This window comes from Paenibacillus sp. FSL R10-2771 (genome assembly GCF_038000205.1).
GTDB lineage: Bacteria > Bacillota > Bacilli > Paenibacillales > Paenibacillaceae > Paenibacillus_AQ > Paenibacillus_AQ phytohabitans.
Window position 1 is genome coordinate 7,213,051 of record NZ_JBBOBM010000001.1, and the last position, 18,147, is coordinate 7,231,197.

Below are 18,147 nucleotides of genomic sequence, written 5' to 3' on the forward strand. Positions count from 1 at the left end.
CAAGTAAATGGAGTGATCCCCTTGTCCAAAAAGAAATATGTAATCGTCGGTACCGGTGGCCGGGCCGAATTTTTCTACGGCGCTCTTGTTACCGTTTACAACGAGACGTCCGAGCTGGTCGCCATCTGTGATGTCAATCAGACGCGGATGAATTTCGCTAACCATATGCTGACTGATAAATACGGCTACCATGAGGTGCCTACCTACAAAGCCGAAGATTTCGACCGGATGATTGCCGAAACCAAGCCTGACTATGTACTGGTAACCACCATTGACCGCACGCATCACAAGTATATTATCCGCGCAATGGAGCTTGGCTGTGACGTCATTTCCGAGAAGCCGATGACGATTGACGAAGAGAAATGCCAGGAGATCTTCGATGCCATCCGGCGCACCGGCAAGAATCTGCGTGTCACCTTCAACTACCGCTATGCGCCGCATAACACGAAGATCCGCGAGGTCATTATGGACGGCGTGCTGGGCGAGATTCTGTCCGTCAATTTCGAATGGCTGCTGAACACCCAGCATGGAGCGGACTATTTCCGCAGATGGCACCGCGATAAGCGGAACAGCGGCGGCCTCTTGGTGCACAAATCGACGCATCACTTCGACCTGATGAACTTCTGGCTCGCTTCACAGCCGGATACAGTGTTCGCCATGGGCGATCTGCGCTTCTACGGCAAGGAGAATGCCGAGAAACGCGGCATCACCGAGTTCTACCAGCGCGCCTACGGCAGCAAAGCTGCCGAGAACGACCCGTTCGCGCTTCATCTGGACCGCAACGAGCACCTGAAGAGCATGTATCTGGATGCCGAGCATGAAGACGGCTACCAGCGCGACCAGAGCGTCTTCGGAGACAATATCAGCATCGAGGATACAATGAATGTTATGGTCAAATACAAGAACAAGACAGTCATGAACTATTCGCTTAACGCGTATATGCCGTGGGAAGGCTTCATCATCGTCTTCAACGGCACGCAGGGACGGATGGAGGTCCGCATTACCGAGCAGTCCTACGTCAATTCTGGCGGCAAAAAAGAGAACGAAGGCGCCCTGGAAGGCGTGAATATCATGATCTATCCGCACTTCAAAGAGCCTTACCGCGTGGAGTTCGAGAGCAGCGCAGGCGGACACGGCGGCGGCGATCCGGTGCTGTTGCGCGATATTTTTGACAAGAAGCAGGAAGACCGCTTCAACCGTGCAGCCTCGCACAAGGACGGCGCAATGTCGATCATGACCGGCATTGCCGCCAACCGCTCTATCAAGACCGGCCAGCCGGTGAAGGTTGACGATATCTGGAAGGCTTAGTTCACCGGCCGGCATCCGTTAAATTATGCAGCAGACCAAAGAACCCATCCTCCGCCTGAACGCGGAGAATGGGTTCTTGTTTATTTTCAGCGGATGCTCGGGACAGGTTTGGCTTAAATGACCTTGTGCTGCAGCCACTTCTCGCCGAGGAAACGCCGTATGAAGATGAAGCCGCGTATCCCCCATTCACAGTTCATTGCCAGCCATACCCCGATAATGCCCATGTTCAGCACAATCCCCAGAATATATCCGAGTACTACACGGAACAGCCACATTGAGAGCATGGAAACAATCGAGGTGAACTTGGAATCACCCGCTGCTCTGAGCGCCGAAGGGGTAATGAAGCTGATCGACCATAACGGAATCTGGGCCAGCGAGTTGATCAGGAAGACGATGAAGATATCCCGGACAATCTCCTGCGGCGGATGGAACATCGATACCAGCGGATTAAATAACGGGAAGATCAGCAGTCCCATCAGTATAAAAGAGGCCGAAGACAGCCACAGGAAGGACTTCACAAATTTGCGTGCATCTTTGACATTGCGGCTTCCTATGCATTGACCGACCACCGTAATCAGCGTCAGGGACAGTGCATTCGCCGGAATCTGCATTACTCCCGCCAGCGTAGAACTGATCGCATTGGTAGCAATCGCATAGGTACCCAGGCTGACGATGAAGATCTGCGTGAGAATTTTCCCGCCGTTGAAGAACATCTGCTCCGCCGCAAACGGCAGGCCGATCGACATGATTCTCCGGAGCATCGTCCAGTTCAGCACCAGCAGGTCACGGATCTTTACATGCAGACTGCTGTCCAGCCGGAAGAGATAGATCAGCGAGCAGGCGGCCGCAAGATACCGCGATATATTAATGGCAATGGTCATTCCGAACACACCCATATGCAGCCCGTTAATGAAGACAAAGTTCAGCAGCACATAGGAGAAATTCATGATCAGTGACAGTACGAGCGATGCCCTCGTCCGCCCGATGCCGCGCAGCGCGCCGCATACCGCCTCCATCACAGCAATCCCCAGATAGGATAAGCTGCTGCCGATCAGATACGTCCGGGCATTGGCCATCACCTCAGGCGAAGCCGCACCGAACAATAAATGCAGCAACGGACCATGGAACACAATTCCGAATAAGCCGATGCAAAAAGCCATCAAAGAAACGGAAGACACCGCTCCGGCGGTCGCCTTGGAGACCATAAGCTCGTTGCCGCTCCCTTTGTACTGGGCTACAACGACAGTACCCCCTGTAGATACGGCGATGAACACACTGATCAGAAAAATATTCAGCGAATCTATCATATTCACCGCACTGATTGCTGCTACCCCGGAGGAACTGATCATCGCTGTATTGACGAGATTCAGCCCGACCACGAAGGCCTGGTCCACCAGTACAGGGAGGAATAATGCTATGATCTGGCGATAGTCAATGGATTCTCCGGAGAAATGCTTCTCAAGGAATCGCTGGCTGGGCTTCATATTGCTGCTGGGCTCCATTACAAATTCACTTCTCTTATGTTTAGACTTGTTGCGGCAAACTTCCGCAAAAATAAAAAAAGGCTCTTCAGGAAGAAGAGCTTTCGCTTGCACTACGTATAAAGCTGTATGCGGTCAAGAGGACTCGAACCTCCACGATATTGCTATCACTGGCACCTGAAGCCAGCGCGTCTGCCAATTCCGCCATGACCGCAAAGAAAAGATTCAATGCAATGCAAGAATTAATATATCATGATTTTGCCGGAAGAACAAGAGTTTTTTTATTTTTTTGTTCAAGATAATTATCATAGGAAGATTCGCTGAATAAAGCGGAAATCAGGACAGAGTACTTTAACAGCAGCATCCGGCAGGCGTCCGGAAAAATCCTGTGCATCAACCTGCAGTTGATTTTTTCATCTCCGGGCCTATACTCCAATAAATGGTCATATCAGGAGTTCAGATTATAATAGAGTTACGACGTCGAAATCCATTATAGGAGTTGTACTTTGTATGGTTAGTAGCGAAAAGGTTGGACAAAGGATTGCCACGCTCCGGAGAACAAAAGGCTTGTCACAGGAACAATTAGCGGAACTGCTGCATGTCAGCGCCCAGGCGGTGTCCAAATGGGAAACCGGCAAATCCCTGCCGGAGACGGCGACCCTCCCCCTGCTATCCGCTGCATTAAGCCACTCGATCGACAGCATTCTGCTGCCTCAAGAGCTTGTAGTGCTCTCAGCTATCTACACGGATGGCCGGCAGGAGCTGGATGTTACTCATTTCGTGAATCAATTTGTTACCTCGAACCGCCTAAGCTTAATTGCCGGGGATCAGATTTTTCCCCAATCTTTAGAGGGTGACCGTCTAAAGCTGCTGCTCGTTACCTATGAGACCCCAGCGGGAATCTATTCAACTTATGTGCTGAAGGACCAGCTTTTGGTGATAGATGTTCATTCTACCGGCTATGTCTCCGGCGGCAATGAGCTGCAGATTCTTGAAGCCAAATACGGTAATGAACAGGCGAACCGCAGCGTCTTACAGAAAATGAAGCATTATGAGCATTTCCGGTGGAATTCATTCACCGCCTCACATGAGCTGTTTCCGAGTCTGATTGACAATGAAGGCAATGACTACCTGCTGCTGGTGTACCTGAATGGTCATGGCATTCATGCTATTAGCTGTGCAGAAGGCGAACAGATTCATTACAGTCCGGACCGGGCCTCTCTCTGCCAAAGTGATCCTGCCGATCGGCAGTGCATTGTAGAGGGAGTCAGCCGGCTGGGATTCGGCCGGGGGATGGACTGCTCCTGGGCAGGAGCAATGACGCTCTCACTTGCCGCCAGAGGGATAGAGACAACCTATGAGCGGGTTATGGGCTATTCAGGAGCATGCTGGAGGGTCGCCTTTGAACCAGTGTGGGATTACAGCTCTGCGGATGCGCTAGTCGTCTATGACTACTCCGTGCCAGCCTGCACAGCTTATGGAATACACGCCATCCAGGCCAACCGGCTGGAACCGCAGCAGCGCGCAGCCGAGAAGCTGGCAATTCTCGAGGATATTCGTGCAGGCAGGCTGCCTATAGCCATTAATCTCAGGGTGGCACCTGAATGGGGAGTGATTACCGGATATTTGGAGGATGGCCTAACCCTGCTGTGCCGGAGTTATTTTGACGATGAGACCTTTGAAGCGCTTGAAGCAGACTCCGAATTCCAGATGTATATGGAGGTAAGCAAGGGTTACCTTCATGTCGATCATTGGCCCTATAAGATTATCCGTCTTGGCGAACAGACCATGCTCCCTTCTGCATTGGATAATCTGTATGCTTCCCTTCGGATTAAGCTCGATTCTATGCATATGGAGTCCGAAGGCAATAGCTGTTATACAGCCGGCTACAAGGCTCTGGAAGTATGGAGCGAGGGACTGCTGGACCATCAGTGGTATGCTGCAGCGGAGGATGAAGCGTACAGCCGCAGGCTCTCAGTCAACCACTTCTGCATGATGGCGCTGGCCGATGCCAGAAGAAGTGCCGCCGCCTATTTGCAGGAATCTCTGCCTCTGGTGCAGGATCCGCGTGAGCTGACAGCCTTGTCGGAAATGGCCGGGGTATATGCTGAAATGGCTGCTCTGCTCGAAGACTTTTATAAGAATCTTGCCGATCCTGCTGTAGTCCGGAAGACAGGAGCCTCACCCCGGCTTAGCTGGACGGCCCGGCAACGGGAAAAGCAGGCAGAGCTACTGACGCTGGTAGCGTCATTGGAGCGCCGGGGAGATACACTTGCAGAGACAGTGCTTGGCATAACAGAGGATTGACCTGAAATGGCTCAAGGAGAAGCGCTTAGCGCTTCTCCTTGTTTGGGCGGTAGCCCGCGGATTAAGCCAATTTACGGACCGGCCGCAGCACCGCATACCCGTACCCTTCGGGGAAATGGCGCTGATAGTCCTGCTTGACCTCTTCGTCCCATGCATAGCCCATGGCCGCCGGATCATAATTCCAGGCCACTTCCTCTACGATGCGCATCACCTGCCCATTGTCCTGCAAATAATCAAACGGCGGGTGAAAAAAGACCAGATACTCCGATTCCGGCACATCACGGCACTCCATGCCCTCCGGTATTTCACCATCATAGTCTGCTGCAACAGGAATGCCGTACAGGTAACCCTTGCGCCCATCCTGATAGAACCAGCCTGCCGTCTGGCCCAGCTGCCCTGGAAGCGTATGATGAGACATGCTCTCCAGCGTTCCGGAGACCTCATCGCAGTCATGCCCGTTCTCCCAGAACCCTCCGTAATTCTTCGAGTCGATATCCCGGATGCCGATGAATTTATGCGCCGGTATGAACTCAAGCTTGATCTCTGCTTCCTGCAAATGCACTTGTCTCATTCTATCCCGCTCCCTGATCAGATAATGATAAGGGGAGAACACCTCGGCCCGAATGGCGAGCGGAATCGGCCGCGGGGCTTTGCGGTAGGCATGGGGAGTAATCTTGAAGGCTCTAAGAAACGCCCGCGAGAATGCCTCCTGTGAAGAAAAGCCGAACTTCACGGCAATATCGAGTATCCGCGTATCCGTATCCCTCAGCTCCAGGGCCGCCCGGCCGATTCTGCGCTGCCAGATGTAATCCCGCAGCGTCATCCCGGTCAGAGCATGAAACTGCTTGGTGCAATAATACGGCGAATATCCCAGCTGTTCAGACATCTTCAGCAGCGTGGGCGAAGCCGCAAGGTCTTCTTCGATCCAGTCAATCATGAGCTGAACCATCTCGTTCCATTCGTACAATGATGTTCCCCTCCTTTCATCAAGAATCATAACAAAGAGCATTTCTCCATATTTGATCTGAATTGCACTGTCCTTACGCCAGCACCGCCGGCTCCATCCTCCCGCCGATAATGATATGCTTCATTACACTATCCCTGCTGAACCCGTTCTTGTCATAGAAGCGGACCGCTGCTTCATTCTCCTCGTTGACATCCAGCCCGATGCGCGTATAACCCAGACCTCTATAGGTCTCCGCCAGATAGGCAATCAACTTCCTGCCCGTTCCCCGGCTTCTCTCATCAGGGCGGATACAGATGTACTCCAGATGGAGGATACCGGTCAGAGCATTTCTTCTAACAATTATGTATCCTATGAAAGAACCCTCGTTAAGAACGGCGTAGATATCATAATCACTGTTGCCGCTATCCTCTATTTCCGCTGTGATATCCTCTTGTGTCAAAGTAGCTCCCTGGAAGCCTTGATTATGCAGTTCAATAATCTGATCCAGCCACTCCGACTCAGGCTCTGTGACGGGCACAATGGACAGGTCCGCATAACTGCTGCTACTAGGCGGTGATGCAGTATCCATCGAATAATGATAGTGGGTTCTCACCTTCTGGGTACGATAGCGGGCGGCATAGTTAATCAGCGGAACATTATCCGCACGGGTGAACAAGTGGATATACCGGATTGCCGCTGAGTCCGCGGCTTCGCTCAGATACCTGAATAACAGCTGGAGTTCATCCTCAGGGCGGGCGGAATAATAGGGTCCCCACACTTCTATATCCTCTTGTCCACCGCCTACGTCATAGGTGTCCAATATAATTGCGCCTGTGATTTCCTCTCCCTCATACAACACGAGGCTTGATTCTGCCATACCGTCACTCAGGTCATGAATAATATCATCAAGTGTGCTGCCCACGTACCCGCATTGCTGGCTTTCCGAATTACGGGCACAGATAAATGCCGCCAGATTCCGGATGTTTGTCAAACGGCTCTCCCCCTTGGATTAGAATATGAAAATAGCAGATTATACCACTATATATTGATGCTACGATATTTTCATGGAAAATACAGCACATGGTTGTTCAATTTATTTCCGGGAAAACTCCATACCCGCACAAGCCGCCTTCCAGGTTCTGAGTAAAATATAGTAAATAGAACAATGAGGTGAGTGACGAATGGCAAATTCAACAAAAATCCGCAAGCGGGCACAGCAGTTGAAAGGCCGGCCGGTCTGCATTACTTTACACGATGGACGTTCATATGTAGGTTGGATAACAGACCTTAATAAAGAAGCAGTTATCCTCTCCAGAACGAGCACGCATCATAAACCTAAACGGAAATCGTCTTCAGGTGCCCGGAAAGCAGATGTCTCCGGCTTCATGCCTTTACTCGGATCGTTCATGGGCGGGGCAGGCGGAGCTGCCGGTATCGGAGGTCTGGGGAAATTCATGGGAATGTTCGGAATGGTGCAGAAGGCGATGCCTGTCATGAAGATGGGCTACAATATGATTAAGTCGATCCGGCCCTTTTTGGGCGGTCTCAAGGGCTTAATGGGCTAACGCTGTAACGGTATAAGCAGCGGCATAAGCAGAAACGGCTGTGCACTCCTATTGAGGGCGCCAGCCGTTTCTTTTTCAGCTGCTTTTCTGCCAAAAAGGGGGACGTTGCCGGTTTATTTTTTGACCACAATGAAGTTATCTTCTATTAACAGCCAATTCTGCGGAAAAGGCAGACCAAGCTTCCAATAGCTGATGCCCCGGAGACCCAGCTCCTTGATCAAATCGAACTTGGCCTGAATCGAGCGGGCATCTTCGAACCATACCTTATGCTGCCGGCCTGCGTCATCGGTGTAATCGAAATGCGGAGCCTGGGCTTTATAGTCGTACTGAATGGCGGCATTCCTGTTCCTCGCCAGATCAATTGCCGCCTGCGGGCTAAGTGCTTTGGCATACTCTCCGCCAGCCACATAAGGCAAAGTCCAATCGTAGCCGTACAGATTCTGGCCCATCATAATTTTGCCGGGGGGAATTTCACTGGCCGCATACGTCAGCACCTGACGCACCGGTCCTATAGGCGAAACGGCCATCGGCGGGCCTCCGCTGTATCCCCATTCGTAGGTCATAATAATGACAAAATCAGCAACCTGGCCATGCACTTTATAGTCATGCGCCGTATACCAGGCCCCGGTTTGGGAGGCACTGGTTTTGGGAGCAAGTGCAGTCGACAGCAGGAAGCCCTCCTTGTGAATGATGTCCGCTGCCTTGCGCAAAAAGGCATTATACGCTTCGCGGTCCTCCGGCCGGAGGAATTCCAGGTCAAAGTGGATATCTCTGAAATTCAGCCGCTTCGCCTCTGTCACAATGTTCTCCAGCAGCCGGTCCTGCACCGCTACATCATTCAGTATAATCCGTCCCAGCTCCGAGCTGAACTGGGCATCCTCCAGATTCGTGACGACCAGCATCAGCGTGACCCGGTTCTGCGCCGCGATTGAAGCCAGATTATCCAGCGGCGGCGCCTGCAGCGAGCCGTCCCGCTTAATCCGGAAACTAAACGGAGCCAGATACGTAAGCTCAGGGGCAGCTTCTGCGGCAGCATTCTGCAGCGCCTGGGAGACCGCTTCCCCTCTCGGCTCAATATAGGCATTCACTTCTGCCTGCCGCCTTGGCACAGGAGGTATGTACAGGCGGAACCCGGCCTGCAGCGGCAGGTTCAGCGTCAGCCCGTTCACTTCTGCCAGATCGCTGGCCTTCAGGCCGAATCTCTTCGCGATACTATAGAAGCTATCCCCCTGTTGAACCCAATAATACTGGCCTACGATAGGAATCACCAGCGTTTGTCCAATGACCAGTCTCTCTGGCGCAGACAACTGATTCGCCTCAGTTATCGTATCCATGTTCACGCCATAAGCATCAGCGATCCCATACAGCGTCTGTCCCGGCTGCACAACATGTATTTGCATCTTTCCATGCTCACCCCTTCATAGTAGCAGTTATACCCCTATTTTATTCGGCAGTGCTGCAGGTATGCGGACGCAAAAAGACACCCCGGAGGGTGTCCTGAAATTAAAAGCTGTTACACCTGCTTGAATTCAATCCACTCAATTTCTAGACCCGGTTTGACGAAGTCCAGCTTCATTTCATACAGACCGGCCTCAAGTCCGATCTTGACCAGCTTCTGTCTGATCCATTTGCCTTCTGTCCCGTTCGTCTGAATGGTGGTCACTGGCTGTCCGTTCAGGGTCACGTTGCAGGCGCTTTGGGCAAGCTCAGGTTCCGGGGACATGATGCTGACGAAGATCCGGTACTCACCGGCTTCATCCGCCTGGATATAGGTTGGTCCAGACACACTAGGTGCAACCTGTGCGTTCTGGCTCAACACCTGAACCTGCTCAACCGCCAGGGAAGAGTCTGCCTTAAAGGTCTCGACAGCTTCTACAATCTCATGCTTTCTGGAGAAGACCGGTGCCTGCATGATGAATTCGCAAATGTTGATGGCCGAGCGCTGAAGCTCGCCGCGGGTAAGCGTTCCATTCTCCAATGATTCGAGCGTATTGTCATCATAGGCGTTGACTTCCGCACCATAATTGGATACTACCATGTACAGATCGTTCTGTGCCCGGACCATCCAGTTCGTGTTCTTGCGGTCCGCAGTCCCTCCATTCACGACATCATTCATGATTGCCCACCAGTCGGTCATTACAATCCCCCGGAAGCCCCATTCACCGCGCAGCAGCGTGGTATTCAGGTCATAGTTGGAAGCTGCCCAGTGTCCGTTGACCGGATTGTAGGAGGTCATGATTGAATTCGCACCGCCCTGCTTCACAGCGATTTCGAAGCCCTTCAGGTAAATCTCGCGCAGCGCGCGTTCGGATACGACAGCATCCACTTTGCTGCGGTGCTTCTCCTGATTGTTGCAGGCGAAATGCTTCAGCGTGGCATTGGAGCCGCCCTTCATAATACCGCGTGTGCACGCGGCAGCGAAGATCCCGGAGATCAGCGGGTCTTCAGAGAAATATTCGAAGTTACGCCCGTTCAGCGGACTGCGGCGGATATTAAGACCCGGTCCCAGCAAAGCATCCACCTGGTTGCGTAACAATTCCTGGCCTTCCATAACATACAGCTCTTCAACCAGTTCTGCATTCCATGTAGCAGCAAGCAGGGTGCCAATCGATACCTGGGTTGCCTTCTGTCCGCTGTCCATCCGGATACCGGACGGGCCGTCTGCTGTAGCGGCAACCGGAATACCGTAACTGAACAGGCTGTCGCTGACTCCGCCGAAAGCCGAAGCCGTCCCCGGCGTAACCAGCGGACTGCTCATTCCTTCGCCTCTGACAATGGCCGCCAGATCATGGTCGCTGAGCTGGGCAATGAACGTATTCATGCTGACTTTGCCTTCATGAACATCTCGCAAGGTATGGCCCTGATTGCCGGTCTGTACCAATGTCTCCGGAAGATTGCTTTCAATCCGCGCTGCCATATCTACCTTGCGTACCGGCACCTCAGCAGAGATCAGTTCATAAGAACCGTCTTCCTTCCGGGCCCCCGGTTTCATTCTCTTGAAGCTCTCAGTCGGTGCCATCGCCTCTTGCAGCTGCTCTACAACCTTAAGCTCATCCAGAACATAACCTGCTTGTCCATCTACGTTAACTTCCGTCACGGCTTTAACACTGGTTCCCACGTAGAAGCGGTAGGTTCCAGCTTCCAGTACATAAGCGGAAGGGTGCCCTGTCACTCCGGCGTCATCATACGAAGCCAGAGAATGGAGCGGGAAGCTTACCGTAAGGTGCTGGGACTCTCCCGGCTCAAGCAGCTTGGTCTTCCCGAATGCCGCCAGCGCTTTGGCTGGTTTGCCCAGTTGTCCCTGCGGCGCTTCATAATATACCTGCACCACTTCTTTACCGGAGTAGGTATCTCCTGTATTGGTTACAGTTACACCGATCTGAATCTGTGGTTCACCCGCCTGGTCCACCAGCTTCGCTTCCTCCGGCGCAAGCTCAAAGGCGGTGTAGGAGATGCCATAGCCGAATTCATACTGAACCTTATCCGGACAGAAGGTCTCGAAATAACGGTATCCTACATAGATATCTTCCTCATACAGGTTCTTGAACTCATTGCCGTAGTTGCTTGTGGACGGGTAATCCTCAATGGAATACGCGATCGTATCCGTCAGCTTGCCGCTTGGCGTCACCTCTCCGGCCAGTACATCGGCAATCGCATTGCCGCCTTCCATACCGCCATGCCAGGAATAGATCACAGCAGAGATGGGATGTACATATCCGGCATCGTTAACCCAGCTCATATCCATAATATTCGAGACATTGAGCACAACAACAATCTGTTCAAAATGAGCCGTAACCTGCGTAAGCATAGCCTTCTCATCTTCCGTCAACCGGTAGCTTCCCGGTGCATCGGCATTGTCCTGATCCTCACCGGCGGTACGTCCAATCACTACGACAGCCTTGGCCGACTGGCTTCTTGCTTTCTTCACCAGCTCATCCGTAAGCGGCATTTCCTTCTGGTTCCACGGCTCAGCCGCCCATACTTTTCCGCCGTCGTCAAACGGGTTAAGTCCGATCCAATCCTCGTAAGCTGCTGCCAGTTCTTCATTAACACTGATGTTCTTCTTGCTGCGCAGACCGTCGAGCAGGTTAGTCGTATATGCAACATGAACACTTCCGCCTGATCCTGTACCGCTGCGGTAGTAATTCACTTGTATTCTGCCAAAAATGGCAACGCTCTCGCCGTTTCCAAGCGGAAGCACCTGCCCCTCATTCTTAAGCAACACCGTGCCCTCTGCGGCTACTACCCGGCTAAATTCTGCAAAACCCTCTAACGGCACTCCGATATTCTGTGTACTCAATTGGTTTCCTCCTGTTTGTTCGTTTCCCAACGTGTATTGATTCTATAGATAACACCCTCCCTTACGGGATTCACGATATCTTGAACCTTTGTTGTTATTTATATAGCATATCCTTCTAAGAATAAAAGCTACAGCCCTAATATACAAGCTCTGCAGCTTAAAAAGCAAAACCGGGCAACCGCATTCTCTTCGCCCGGAACCCCTCTTAAGAACAAAATCGCCCGGAGGGCGAATCAGCACCTTACTACATTAGATTAGTTCCTTGATCACCGTTGCCGGCTAAATTCCCATTAAAATTAGTAGTGACATACAATGGTGGTCATAGGGGTATCATGCATTCCGCATAATTAATTGGAAAAACGTATCCTAATTTAGGTTTATTCGAGAGTTAGACGTAATTAAATGGATAAACGTCATTTATTCTGTTGCATTATCTCGACTCTGATCTATTTGTAGCCTATTAAGTGCTGTTTTTCCAACTGTTGCTTGGCAAAGGCTCTTACGTTCATTAGCAAGTGGACAAAATCCATCTATTTCTGGCCGCCGCCGCAGCCCTCCCCTCCAATGCTGTTTCCATCTAAGGTTTGGGGAATGGTGTAATTCCCCAAACCATGAAAAAAGACACCTGTGCGGGTGTCTTCAAATGTTCTCGCATACAATTCGTTTCACCCGGGGAACTTACGGACTTCTATTTATTTGCGGCGGCGGCTCTTCATCATACGGTTATACATTACAAGAGCGGCAACAACCATACCAAGCATGGCGACGCTGCTTGCCGATTCCTGCGACATCCCAAACATCAGACAAATACTTGAAACCAAGGTTCTCGTAAGCAACGCAACCGCAATCAGCATGATTGGCCGCCAAATGTTGTATCCTCTCATTCCCAGCAACACTCCTAACCCAATTTTCAGAAACAGTACAGTTCTAAATGCTATGAACCATTAGAAACTATTATAGCATAATAAGGAATGCGCATACATTCTGCACGGGTAACCGGCACATAGAGATGCCTTTGACAAGAACATACGTTCGTTATATACTTTCCTCTATGAGGGGGCTTGTGATCGTGGATGTTATGGAGAAACTTGAGATTCTGACCGCTTCGGCCAAATATGATGTAGCCTGCACTTCAAGCGGTTCAGACCGCAAAGGCCAGGCCGGAAGCTTGGGCAGTACTGCTGCAATGGGCATCTGCCACAGCTTTGCGGCGGACGGCCGCTGTATTTCGCTGCTGAAGGTGCTTATGACCAACGCCTGTGTATATGATTGTGCCTATTGCATTAACCGCAAATCCAATCCCGTCCGCCGGGCGGCTTTTACCCCCGAAGAGATCGCGGATCTTACCATGCAGTTCTACCGCCGCAATTACATAGAAGGGCTGTTCCTCAGCTCAGGGATTATGCGCAATCCGGATTATACAACCGAGCAACTGATAGCAGCACTGGAGCTGCTGCGGAATGTGTACCATTTCAACGGCTATATTCATGTAAAAGCGATTCCCGGATCTGACGACGCCCTGCTGTCCAGACTCGGACTGCTTGCTGACCGCATGAGCGTCAATATCGAGCTGCCCTCGCAGGAGAGTCTCGGGGTTCTCGCTCCCGACAAGAGCAAAGTATCCATTCTGAAGCCGATGGGGCTGATTAAAGACCGGATTACGGAGAACAGCTCCGATATCGTTAAATATAATCACGCTCCCCGCTTCGCTCCCGCCGGCCAGAGCACACAGATGATTGTGGGCGCCTCGCCCGATACGGATTATCAAATTCTGAATCTAACGGAGGGCCTGTACAAGAAGTACGCATTGAAGCGCGTGTTTTTCTCTGCCTATACCCCGGTGATCGAGGATTCGCTGCTGCCCTCTTTGGACACCGAACCTCCGCTGCTGCGGGAGCACCGGCTCTATCAGGCTGATTGGCTGCTGCGCTTCTACGGCTTTCAGGCAAGCGAATTATTGGACGAAGCCGTACCCAACTTCAATCCGCTGCTTGATCCGAAATGCAGCTGGGCCGTTAACCACCGGGAGCAGTTCCCGGTTGAGATCAACCGCGCTCCGTATGAAATGCTGCTGCGTGTACCCGGTATCGGCGTAAGGAGCGCACAGCGGATAGTGAAGGCAAGACGGGCGGGAACGCTGGATTTCCAAGCGCTGAAGAAGCTTGGCGTCGTGCTCAAGCGGGCCCAATTCTTCATCACCTGCAAGGGCAAACCGCTGGAAGGGCTGAAAGTCAGTGAACATACCCTGCTTCGTTCACTAATGTCCGGCCAACAGCTGGCCCCCTATCAGCCGCACCAAGTTGAGCAGCTGACCTTGTTCGACGACCACTACGCAGCGGCCTTGCCGGCTGCAGGAGGATGGGCGGAATTCAAGAAAGGAGCGGAAGCCTGATGTTCAAGCCGTCCGCTCTGGCTTATACCTATGATGGCAGCTTTGAAGGGTTGCTGTGCTGTGTATTTGAGAGCTATACCTGGAAGGAAATTCCGCTTGCTGTTCATTCAGAAGGTGCGGAGCAAGGCCTGCTGCTGGAATCGAAGTGGATCGAAACCGACAAGGCGAAGGCGGAGAGAGTCCTTAAGTCCATTCCGCTCCGCATCTCACCGGAAGCGGAGGAACTGGTCCGTCTGGGGTTCTGGTCAAACACACCGGGGAAGGAACTGCTGCTGCTGAATTTTCTGTATCTCGGCTTCAAGCATGGCCGCAAGGTGATGAATATGCTGGCCGATGATACGGTACACGCCTTACAGAAGGCGGTTCAGCAGCTTCGGCGGGAAGGTCATCTGTATCTGGGGTTTGTCCGTTTCTCTGTATACGGTCCGGTCATGGCTGCGGTTATTGAACCGCAGGGATATATCCTTCCGGTCATTCAGGAGCATTTCTGCGACCGGTTCCAGGGCGAGAGCTTCATGATCTACGACCAGACTCATGAAGTAGCGCTGATTCATGAACCCGGACGGGAGGCCATCATTCCGTTAAGCGGCTGGACCCCGCCTGAGCCGGATGAAGCTGAAGAGGCTTATCGCCGCCTGTGGACAGGGTTCTATCACGCGATCGGAATCAAGGAGCGCCGAAACGACCGCCTGCGCTCCTCGCTGATGCCCAAGCGGTACTGGAAGCATATGGTTGAGATGAACGGCAGTAATGGCGTCCCTGCACTCGCTGCTGCGCAGCGGAAAAAGGCGTTACAGCCGGAGCCGCCGAAGACAATCGGCCCGCTCCCGGCTTCACTCAGACAAACAAATACTCATACTTAAGCATTTGTGACCTGAGCACCTTGGACACTCTGCCCAGTTCCTTATCATTTTGCTCTATGAATTGCAGTACAGAGTAGCGATTAAACCGGAGGGTTGTATCAAGTGCACGGGCCTGTTTGGAGAAATCTTTGCTGAACGGTTTGGCTTTGACGCTTCGCAAAGCAACATCTATTGGCATACTTAAAGGATAATCTGCCGTGTCTGATAATAGACTTAATCCATGATCGAAATAGGGACAAAGCTGATATCCTGAATTCCCGTGAATAAAGGCGATATTGTTCAAGTCGGATAATCAACACTATCATTTTCTCTCAAAATGCATTGGTTATAATATTATCCAGCACAAAAAGAGTGCCCCGCAGTCATTATCATGACCACCCGGAGCACTCCCTTCTTGAGAACTTACTATTTAATTCAATTTACACGTGTGAACGTTAATTAATTCAAAGCCTTCCATACCCAGTTCTCAACCTCTGGAAGATCGATGCCTTCTTCACGGATGTATTGGTTATGTTTCTTCACCATGGCATCCATTTCATCAGCAATCGCCTGATATTTGCCGGCATCCGGCAAACTCAGCACAGCTTCCTTCGTGAGGTCGAAGCGGTCCATCTGGTTGAGTACGCGCATATCGAACGGTGTAGTGATGTCGCCATTCTCGCGGTAGCCATGTACATGCAGGTTATGGTTGTGGCGGTCGAAGAACAGGTCTTTGATCAGGCCTTCATAGCCGTGGAAGGCAAAGATGACCGGTTTATCCTTTGTGAAAAATTGATCAAACTCCTCGTCAGATAAGCCGCGCGGATCGAGCTTTTGGCTTCTCAGCTTCAGCAGATCTACCACGTTGATATAGCGGATTTTCAGCTCAGGCAGCTTCTCATGTAGAATCGAGATTGCAGCCAAGCTCTCCATAGTAGGTTCTGTACCCGACGAAGCAATAACCACATCCGGCTCTCCGCCCTTGTCGGTGCTTGCCCAGTCAATGATTTTGAGGCCTTTGTCCACCAGTTCCTGAGCTTCATCTGCCGAGAACCACTGCGGACGCGGGTGCTTGGACGATACAATCAGGTTGATCTTCTGACGGTCATTCAGGATGGTGTCGAAGACAGCCAGCAAGGAGTTGGCATCCGCCGGCAGATACTCACGGATAAATTCCGGCTTCTTGTCAGCCAGATGACCCAGCAGACCCGGATCCTGGTGAGTATAACCGTTATGATCCTGCTGGAACACAGTTGATGTGGCAATGACGTTCAAGGACGGGATATCTGCGCGCCAAGTTTGATCTGTAGCCTTGCGCAGCCATTTGAAGTGCTGGGTAATCATCGAATCAACAACTCGCAGGAACGCTTCATAGCTGGCGAAGAATCCGTGACGTCCGGTCAATACATAACCTTCGAGGAAGCCTTCCGCCTGATGCTCGGATAATTGGGAATCAATGACACGGCCGTAAGGAGCCAGGAATTCATCCTGCGGTTCCTGGATGGAATCCATCCACTGGCGTTTCGTTACCTCAAACACAGGTCCCAGACGGTTCGACATCGTTTCATCCGGTCCGAAAATTCTGAAGTTGCGGTTCTCTTCGTTGAGCGTTACAACCTCCTTCAGGTATTTGCCCAGTACAGCCATATCCTGCGCGATCACTTGACCCGGTACGGAATTATCCAGTGCATAGTTGCGGAAATTCGGCTTGTGCAGATCTTTAATCAGGTTACCGGCGTTCGTTACAGGGTTCATCCCCATACGTCTGTTACCAGTAGGCAGAATCTCAGCCAGATCAGCGTTCAAACGGCCATTCTCATCAAATAATTCTTCAGGTCTGTAGCTGTTCAGCCATTCGAGCAATGCAGGCGCATGCTTCATGTTCTTCTGATCTACCGGAATCGGCACCTGATGGGCCCGGAAGGAGCCTTCATTCGGCACACCGTCCCACGCTTTCGGACCGGTCCAGCCTTTAGGCGTACGGAAGACCAGCATCGGCCAAGCCGGGCGTGTGGTATCGTTATTTTCACGGGCATTCTTCTGAATCGCTTCGATCTTCTCAATAATGGTGTCCAGAACCTTAGCCATTTCCGGATGCATCAGATCAGGATTCTCGCCTTCCACGAAGAACGGTTCCCAGCCGCTTCCTGCAAAATAAGCCGTTAACTCTTCTCTGGACATCCGGGACAGAATGGTCGGGTTGCTGATCTTGAAGCCGTTCAAATGCAGAATCGGCAGCACCGCACCATCTGTAATCGGGTTAATAAACCGGTTGGAGAACCAGGAAGCCGCCAGAGGTCCGGTCTCTGCTTCGCCGTCACCTACAACAACTGCCGAGATCAGGTTCGGATTATCCAGAACTGCGCCCACACTGTGAGACAAGGAGTAACCCAGCTCGCCGCCTTCATGAATCGATCCTGGTGTTTCTGGGGCAGCATGGGAAGCCACTCCGCCCGGGAAGGAGAACTGTTTGAACAATTTCTTCAGTCCAGGGATATCCTGAGTGATCTGCGGGTAGATTTCGGTGTAGCTTCCGTCCAGATAGGAGTTCGATACCATAACCTGGCCGCCATGGCCCGGACCTTCAATATAGAACATATCCAAATCATATTTAGTAATTACGCGGTTCAGATGCGCATAGATAAAGTTCTGCCCAGGGATTGTGCCCCAGTGTCCGATCGGCTTCACTTTTACGTCTGCGTCCTTCAAAGGTTCTCTTAACAACGGGTTATCCTTCAAATAGAGCTGACCCACGGAGATGTAGTTCGTTGCGCGCCAGTAGGCGTCAAGCTTTGCCAAATAAGTTTTAGAAGAATAATCCACCTGTGCGATTGATAATCCCATTTCTTCCACTCCCTAATTTTTATCTTTGTATTTTGAATGTATCACTTCTACAGTTACATCATACTCCTGACTTTAATAAATTCAATCTTTTTAGCAATTGATACGGTCCAATATTGTGAAATTTTGAACATAGTATGAAATCGGGAGCAATAAATTTATATA

General features: G+C 51.5%; 13 protein-coding genes and 1 tRNA gene. 5 read left to right on the forward strand and 9 right to left on the reverse strand.

Annotated elements, in window-relative coordinates; all coding sequences use genetic code 11:
• Positions 1 to 21 precede the first annotated feature (21 nt).
• Positions 22 to 1,308: a Gfo/Idh/MocA family oxidoreductase gene (locus NSU14_RS31170; RefSeq protein ID WP_039296914.1), complete on the forward strand. Its 1,287-nt coding sequence runs from the start codon at positions 22 to 24 to the stop codon at positions 1,306 to 1,308.
• Positions 1,309 to 1,421: 113 nt separating this feature from the next.
• Here NSU14_RS31170 and NSU14_RS31175 read toward each other — a convergent pair whose 3' ends face one another.
• Positions 1,422 to 2,810, reverse strand: coding sequence for an MATE family efflux transporter (locus NSU14_RS31175; protein WP_076243450.1), 1,389 nt, complete (start codon positions 2,808 to 2,810; stop codon positions 1,422 to 1,424).
• Positions 2,811 to 2,919: 109 nt separating this feature from the next.
• Positions 2,920 to 3,003: transfer RNA gene (locus NSU14_RS31180), tRNA-Leu, on the reverse strand.
• 296 nt (positions 3,004 to 3,299) lie between these two features.
• On the opposite strand from NSU14_RS31180, the gene NSU14_RS31185 reads away from it, so the two are divergent.
• Positions 3,300 to 5,096 carry a helix-turn-helix domain-containing protein gene (locus NSU14_RS31185; RefSeq protein ID WP_340948412.1) on the forward strand — a complete coding sequence of 599 codons (1,797 nt, stop codon included), beginning with the start codon at positions 3,300 to 3,302 and terminating at the stop codon, positions 5,094 to 5,096.
• Positions 5,097 to 5,157: 61 nt separating this feature from the next.
• Here the strand turns inward: NSU14_RS31185 and NSU14_RS31190 are convergent, their stop codons facing one another.
• Positions 5,158 to 6,063: an AraC family transcriptional regulator gene (locus NSU14_RS31190; protein ID WP_171716343.1), complete on the reverse strand. Its 906-nt coding sequence runs from the start codon at positions 6,061 to 6,063 to the stop codon at positions 5,158 to 5,160.
• Positions 6,064 to 6,136: 73 nt separating this feature from the next.
• The gene (locus NSU14_RS31195; protein ID WP_340948414.1) at positions 6,137 to 7,033 is read right to left on the reverse strand and encodes a GNAT family N-acetyltransferase; all 897 of its coding nucleotides are present in this window, start codon (positions 7,031 to 7,033) and stop codon (positions 6,137 to 6,139) included.
• A gap of 190 nt (positions 7,034 to 7,223) precedes the next feature.
• Here NSU14_RS31195 and NSU14_RS31200 point away from each other — a divergent pair, with 190 nt between their 5' ends.
• A complete protein-coding gene (locus NSU14_RS31200; RefSeq protein WP_039296898.1) occupies positions 7,224 to 7,607 on the forward strand; it encodes a hypothetical protein in 384 nt (127 codons plus the stop codon).
• A gap of 113 nt (positions 7,608 to 7,720) precedes the next feature.
• On the opposite strand, the gene NSU14_RS31205 is transcribed toward NSU14_RS31200, so the two are convergent.
• The 3 genes from NSU14_RS31205 to NSU14_RS31215 form a co-directional block, all read right to left on the reverse strand.
• Positions 7,721 to 9,007, reverse strand: coding sequence for a glycoside hydrolase family 18 protein (locus NSU14_RS31205; protein ID WP_076243446.1), 1,287 nt, complete (start codon positions 9,005 to 9,007; stop codon positions 7,721 to 7,723).
• A gap of 113 nt (positions 9,008 to 9,120) precedes the next feature.
• The gene (locus NSU14_RS31210) at positions 9,121 to 11,907 is read right to left on the reverse strand and encodes a glycoside hydrolase family 3 C-terminal domain-containing protein (protein WP_076243445.1); all 2,787 of its coding nucleotides are present in this window, start codon (positions 11,905 to 11,907) and stop codon (positions 9,121 to 9,123) included.
• A 692-nt stretch (positions 11,908 to 12,599) separates the two neighbouring features.
• Positions 12,600 to 12,791 carry a hypothetical protein gene (locus NSU14_RS31215; RefSeq protein ID WP_039296893.1) on the reverse strand — a complete coding sequence of 64 codons (192 nt, stop codon included), beginning with the start codon at positions 12,789 to 12,791 and terminating at the stop codon, positions 12,600 to 12,602.
• Positions 12,792 to 12,985: 194 nt separating this feature from the next.
• On the opposite strand from NSU14_RS31215, the gene NSU14_RS31220 reads away from it, so the two are divergent.
• A complete protein-coding gene (locus tag NSU14_RS31220; RefSeq protein WP_231575387.1) occupies positions 12,986 to 14,299 on the forward strand; it encodes a putative DNA modification/repair radical SAM protein in 1,314 nt (437 codons plus the stop codon).
• Positions 14,266 to 15,162 (forward strand): TIGR03915 family putative DNA repair protein, encoded by an 897-nt coding sequence (locus NSU14_RS31225; RefSeq protein WP_340948415.1) that lies wholly within the window; start codon positions 14,266 to 14,268, stop codon positions 15,160 to 15,162. The genes NSU14_RS31220 and NSU14_RS31225 overlap by 34 nt, the downstream gene beginning before the upstream one ends.
• On the opposite strand, the gene NSU14_RS31230 is transcribed toward NSU14_RS31225, so the two are convergent.
• On the reverse strand, positions 15,137 to 15,445 hold the full coding sequence (locus NSU14_RS31230) for a hypothetical protein (protein ID WP_340948417.1): 309 nt from the start codon (positions 15,443 to 15,445) through the stop codon (positions 15,137 to 15,139). The two genes, NSU14_RS31225 and NSU14_RS31230, sit on opposite strands and share 26 nt — an antisense overlap.
• A gap of 155 nt (positions 15,446 to 15,600) precedes the next feature.
• Complete coding sequence (locus tag NSU14_RS31235; protein WP_076243444.1) at positions 15,601 to 17,985, reverse strand: phosphoketolase family protein; 2,385 nt, start codon at positions 17,983 to 17,985, stop codon at positions 15,601 to 15,603.
• Between the last annotated feature and the right edge of the window lie 162 nt (positions 17,986 to 18,147).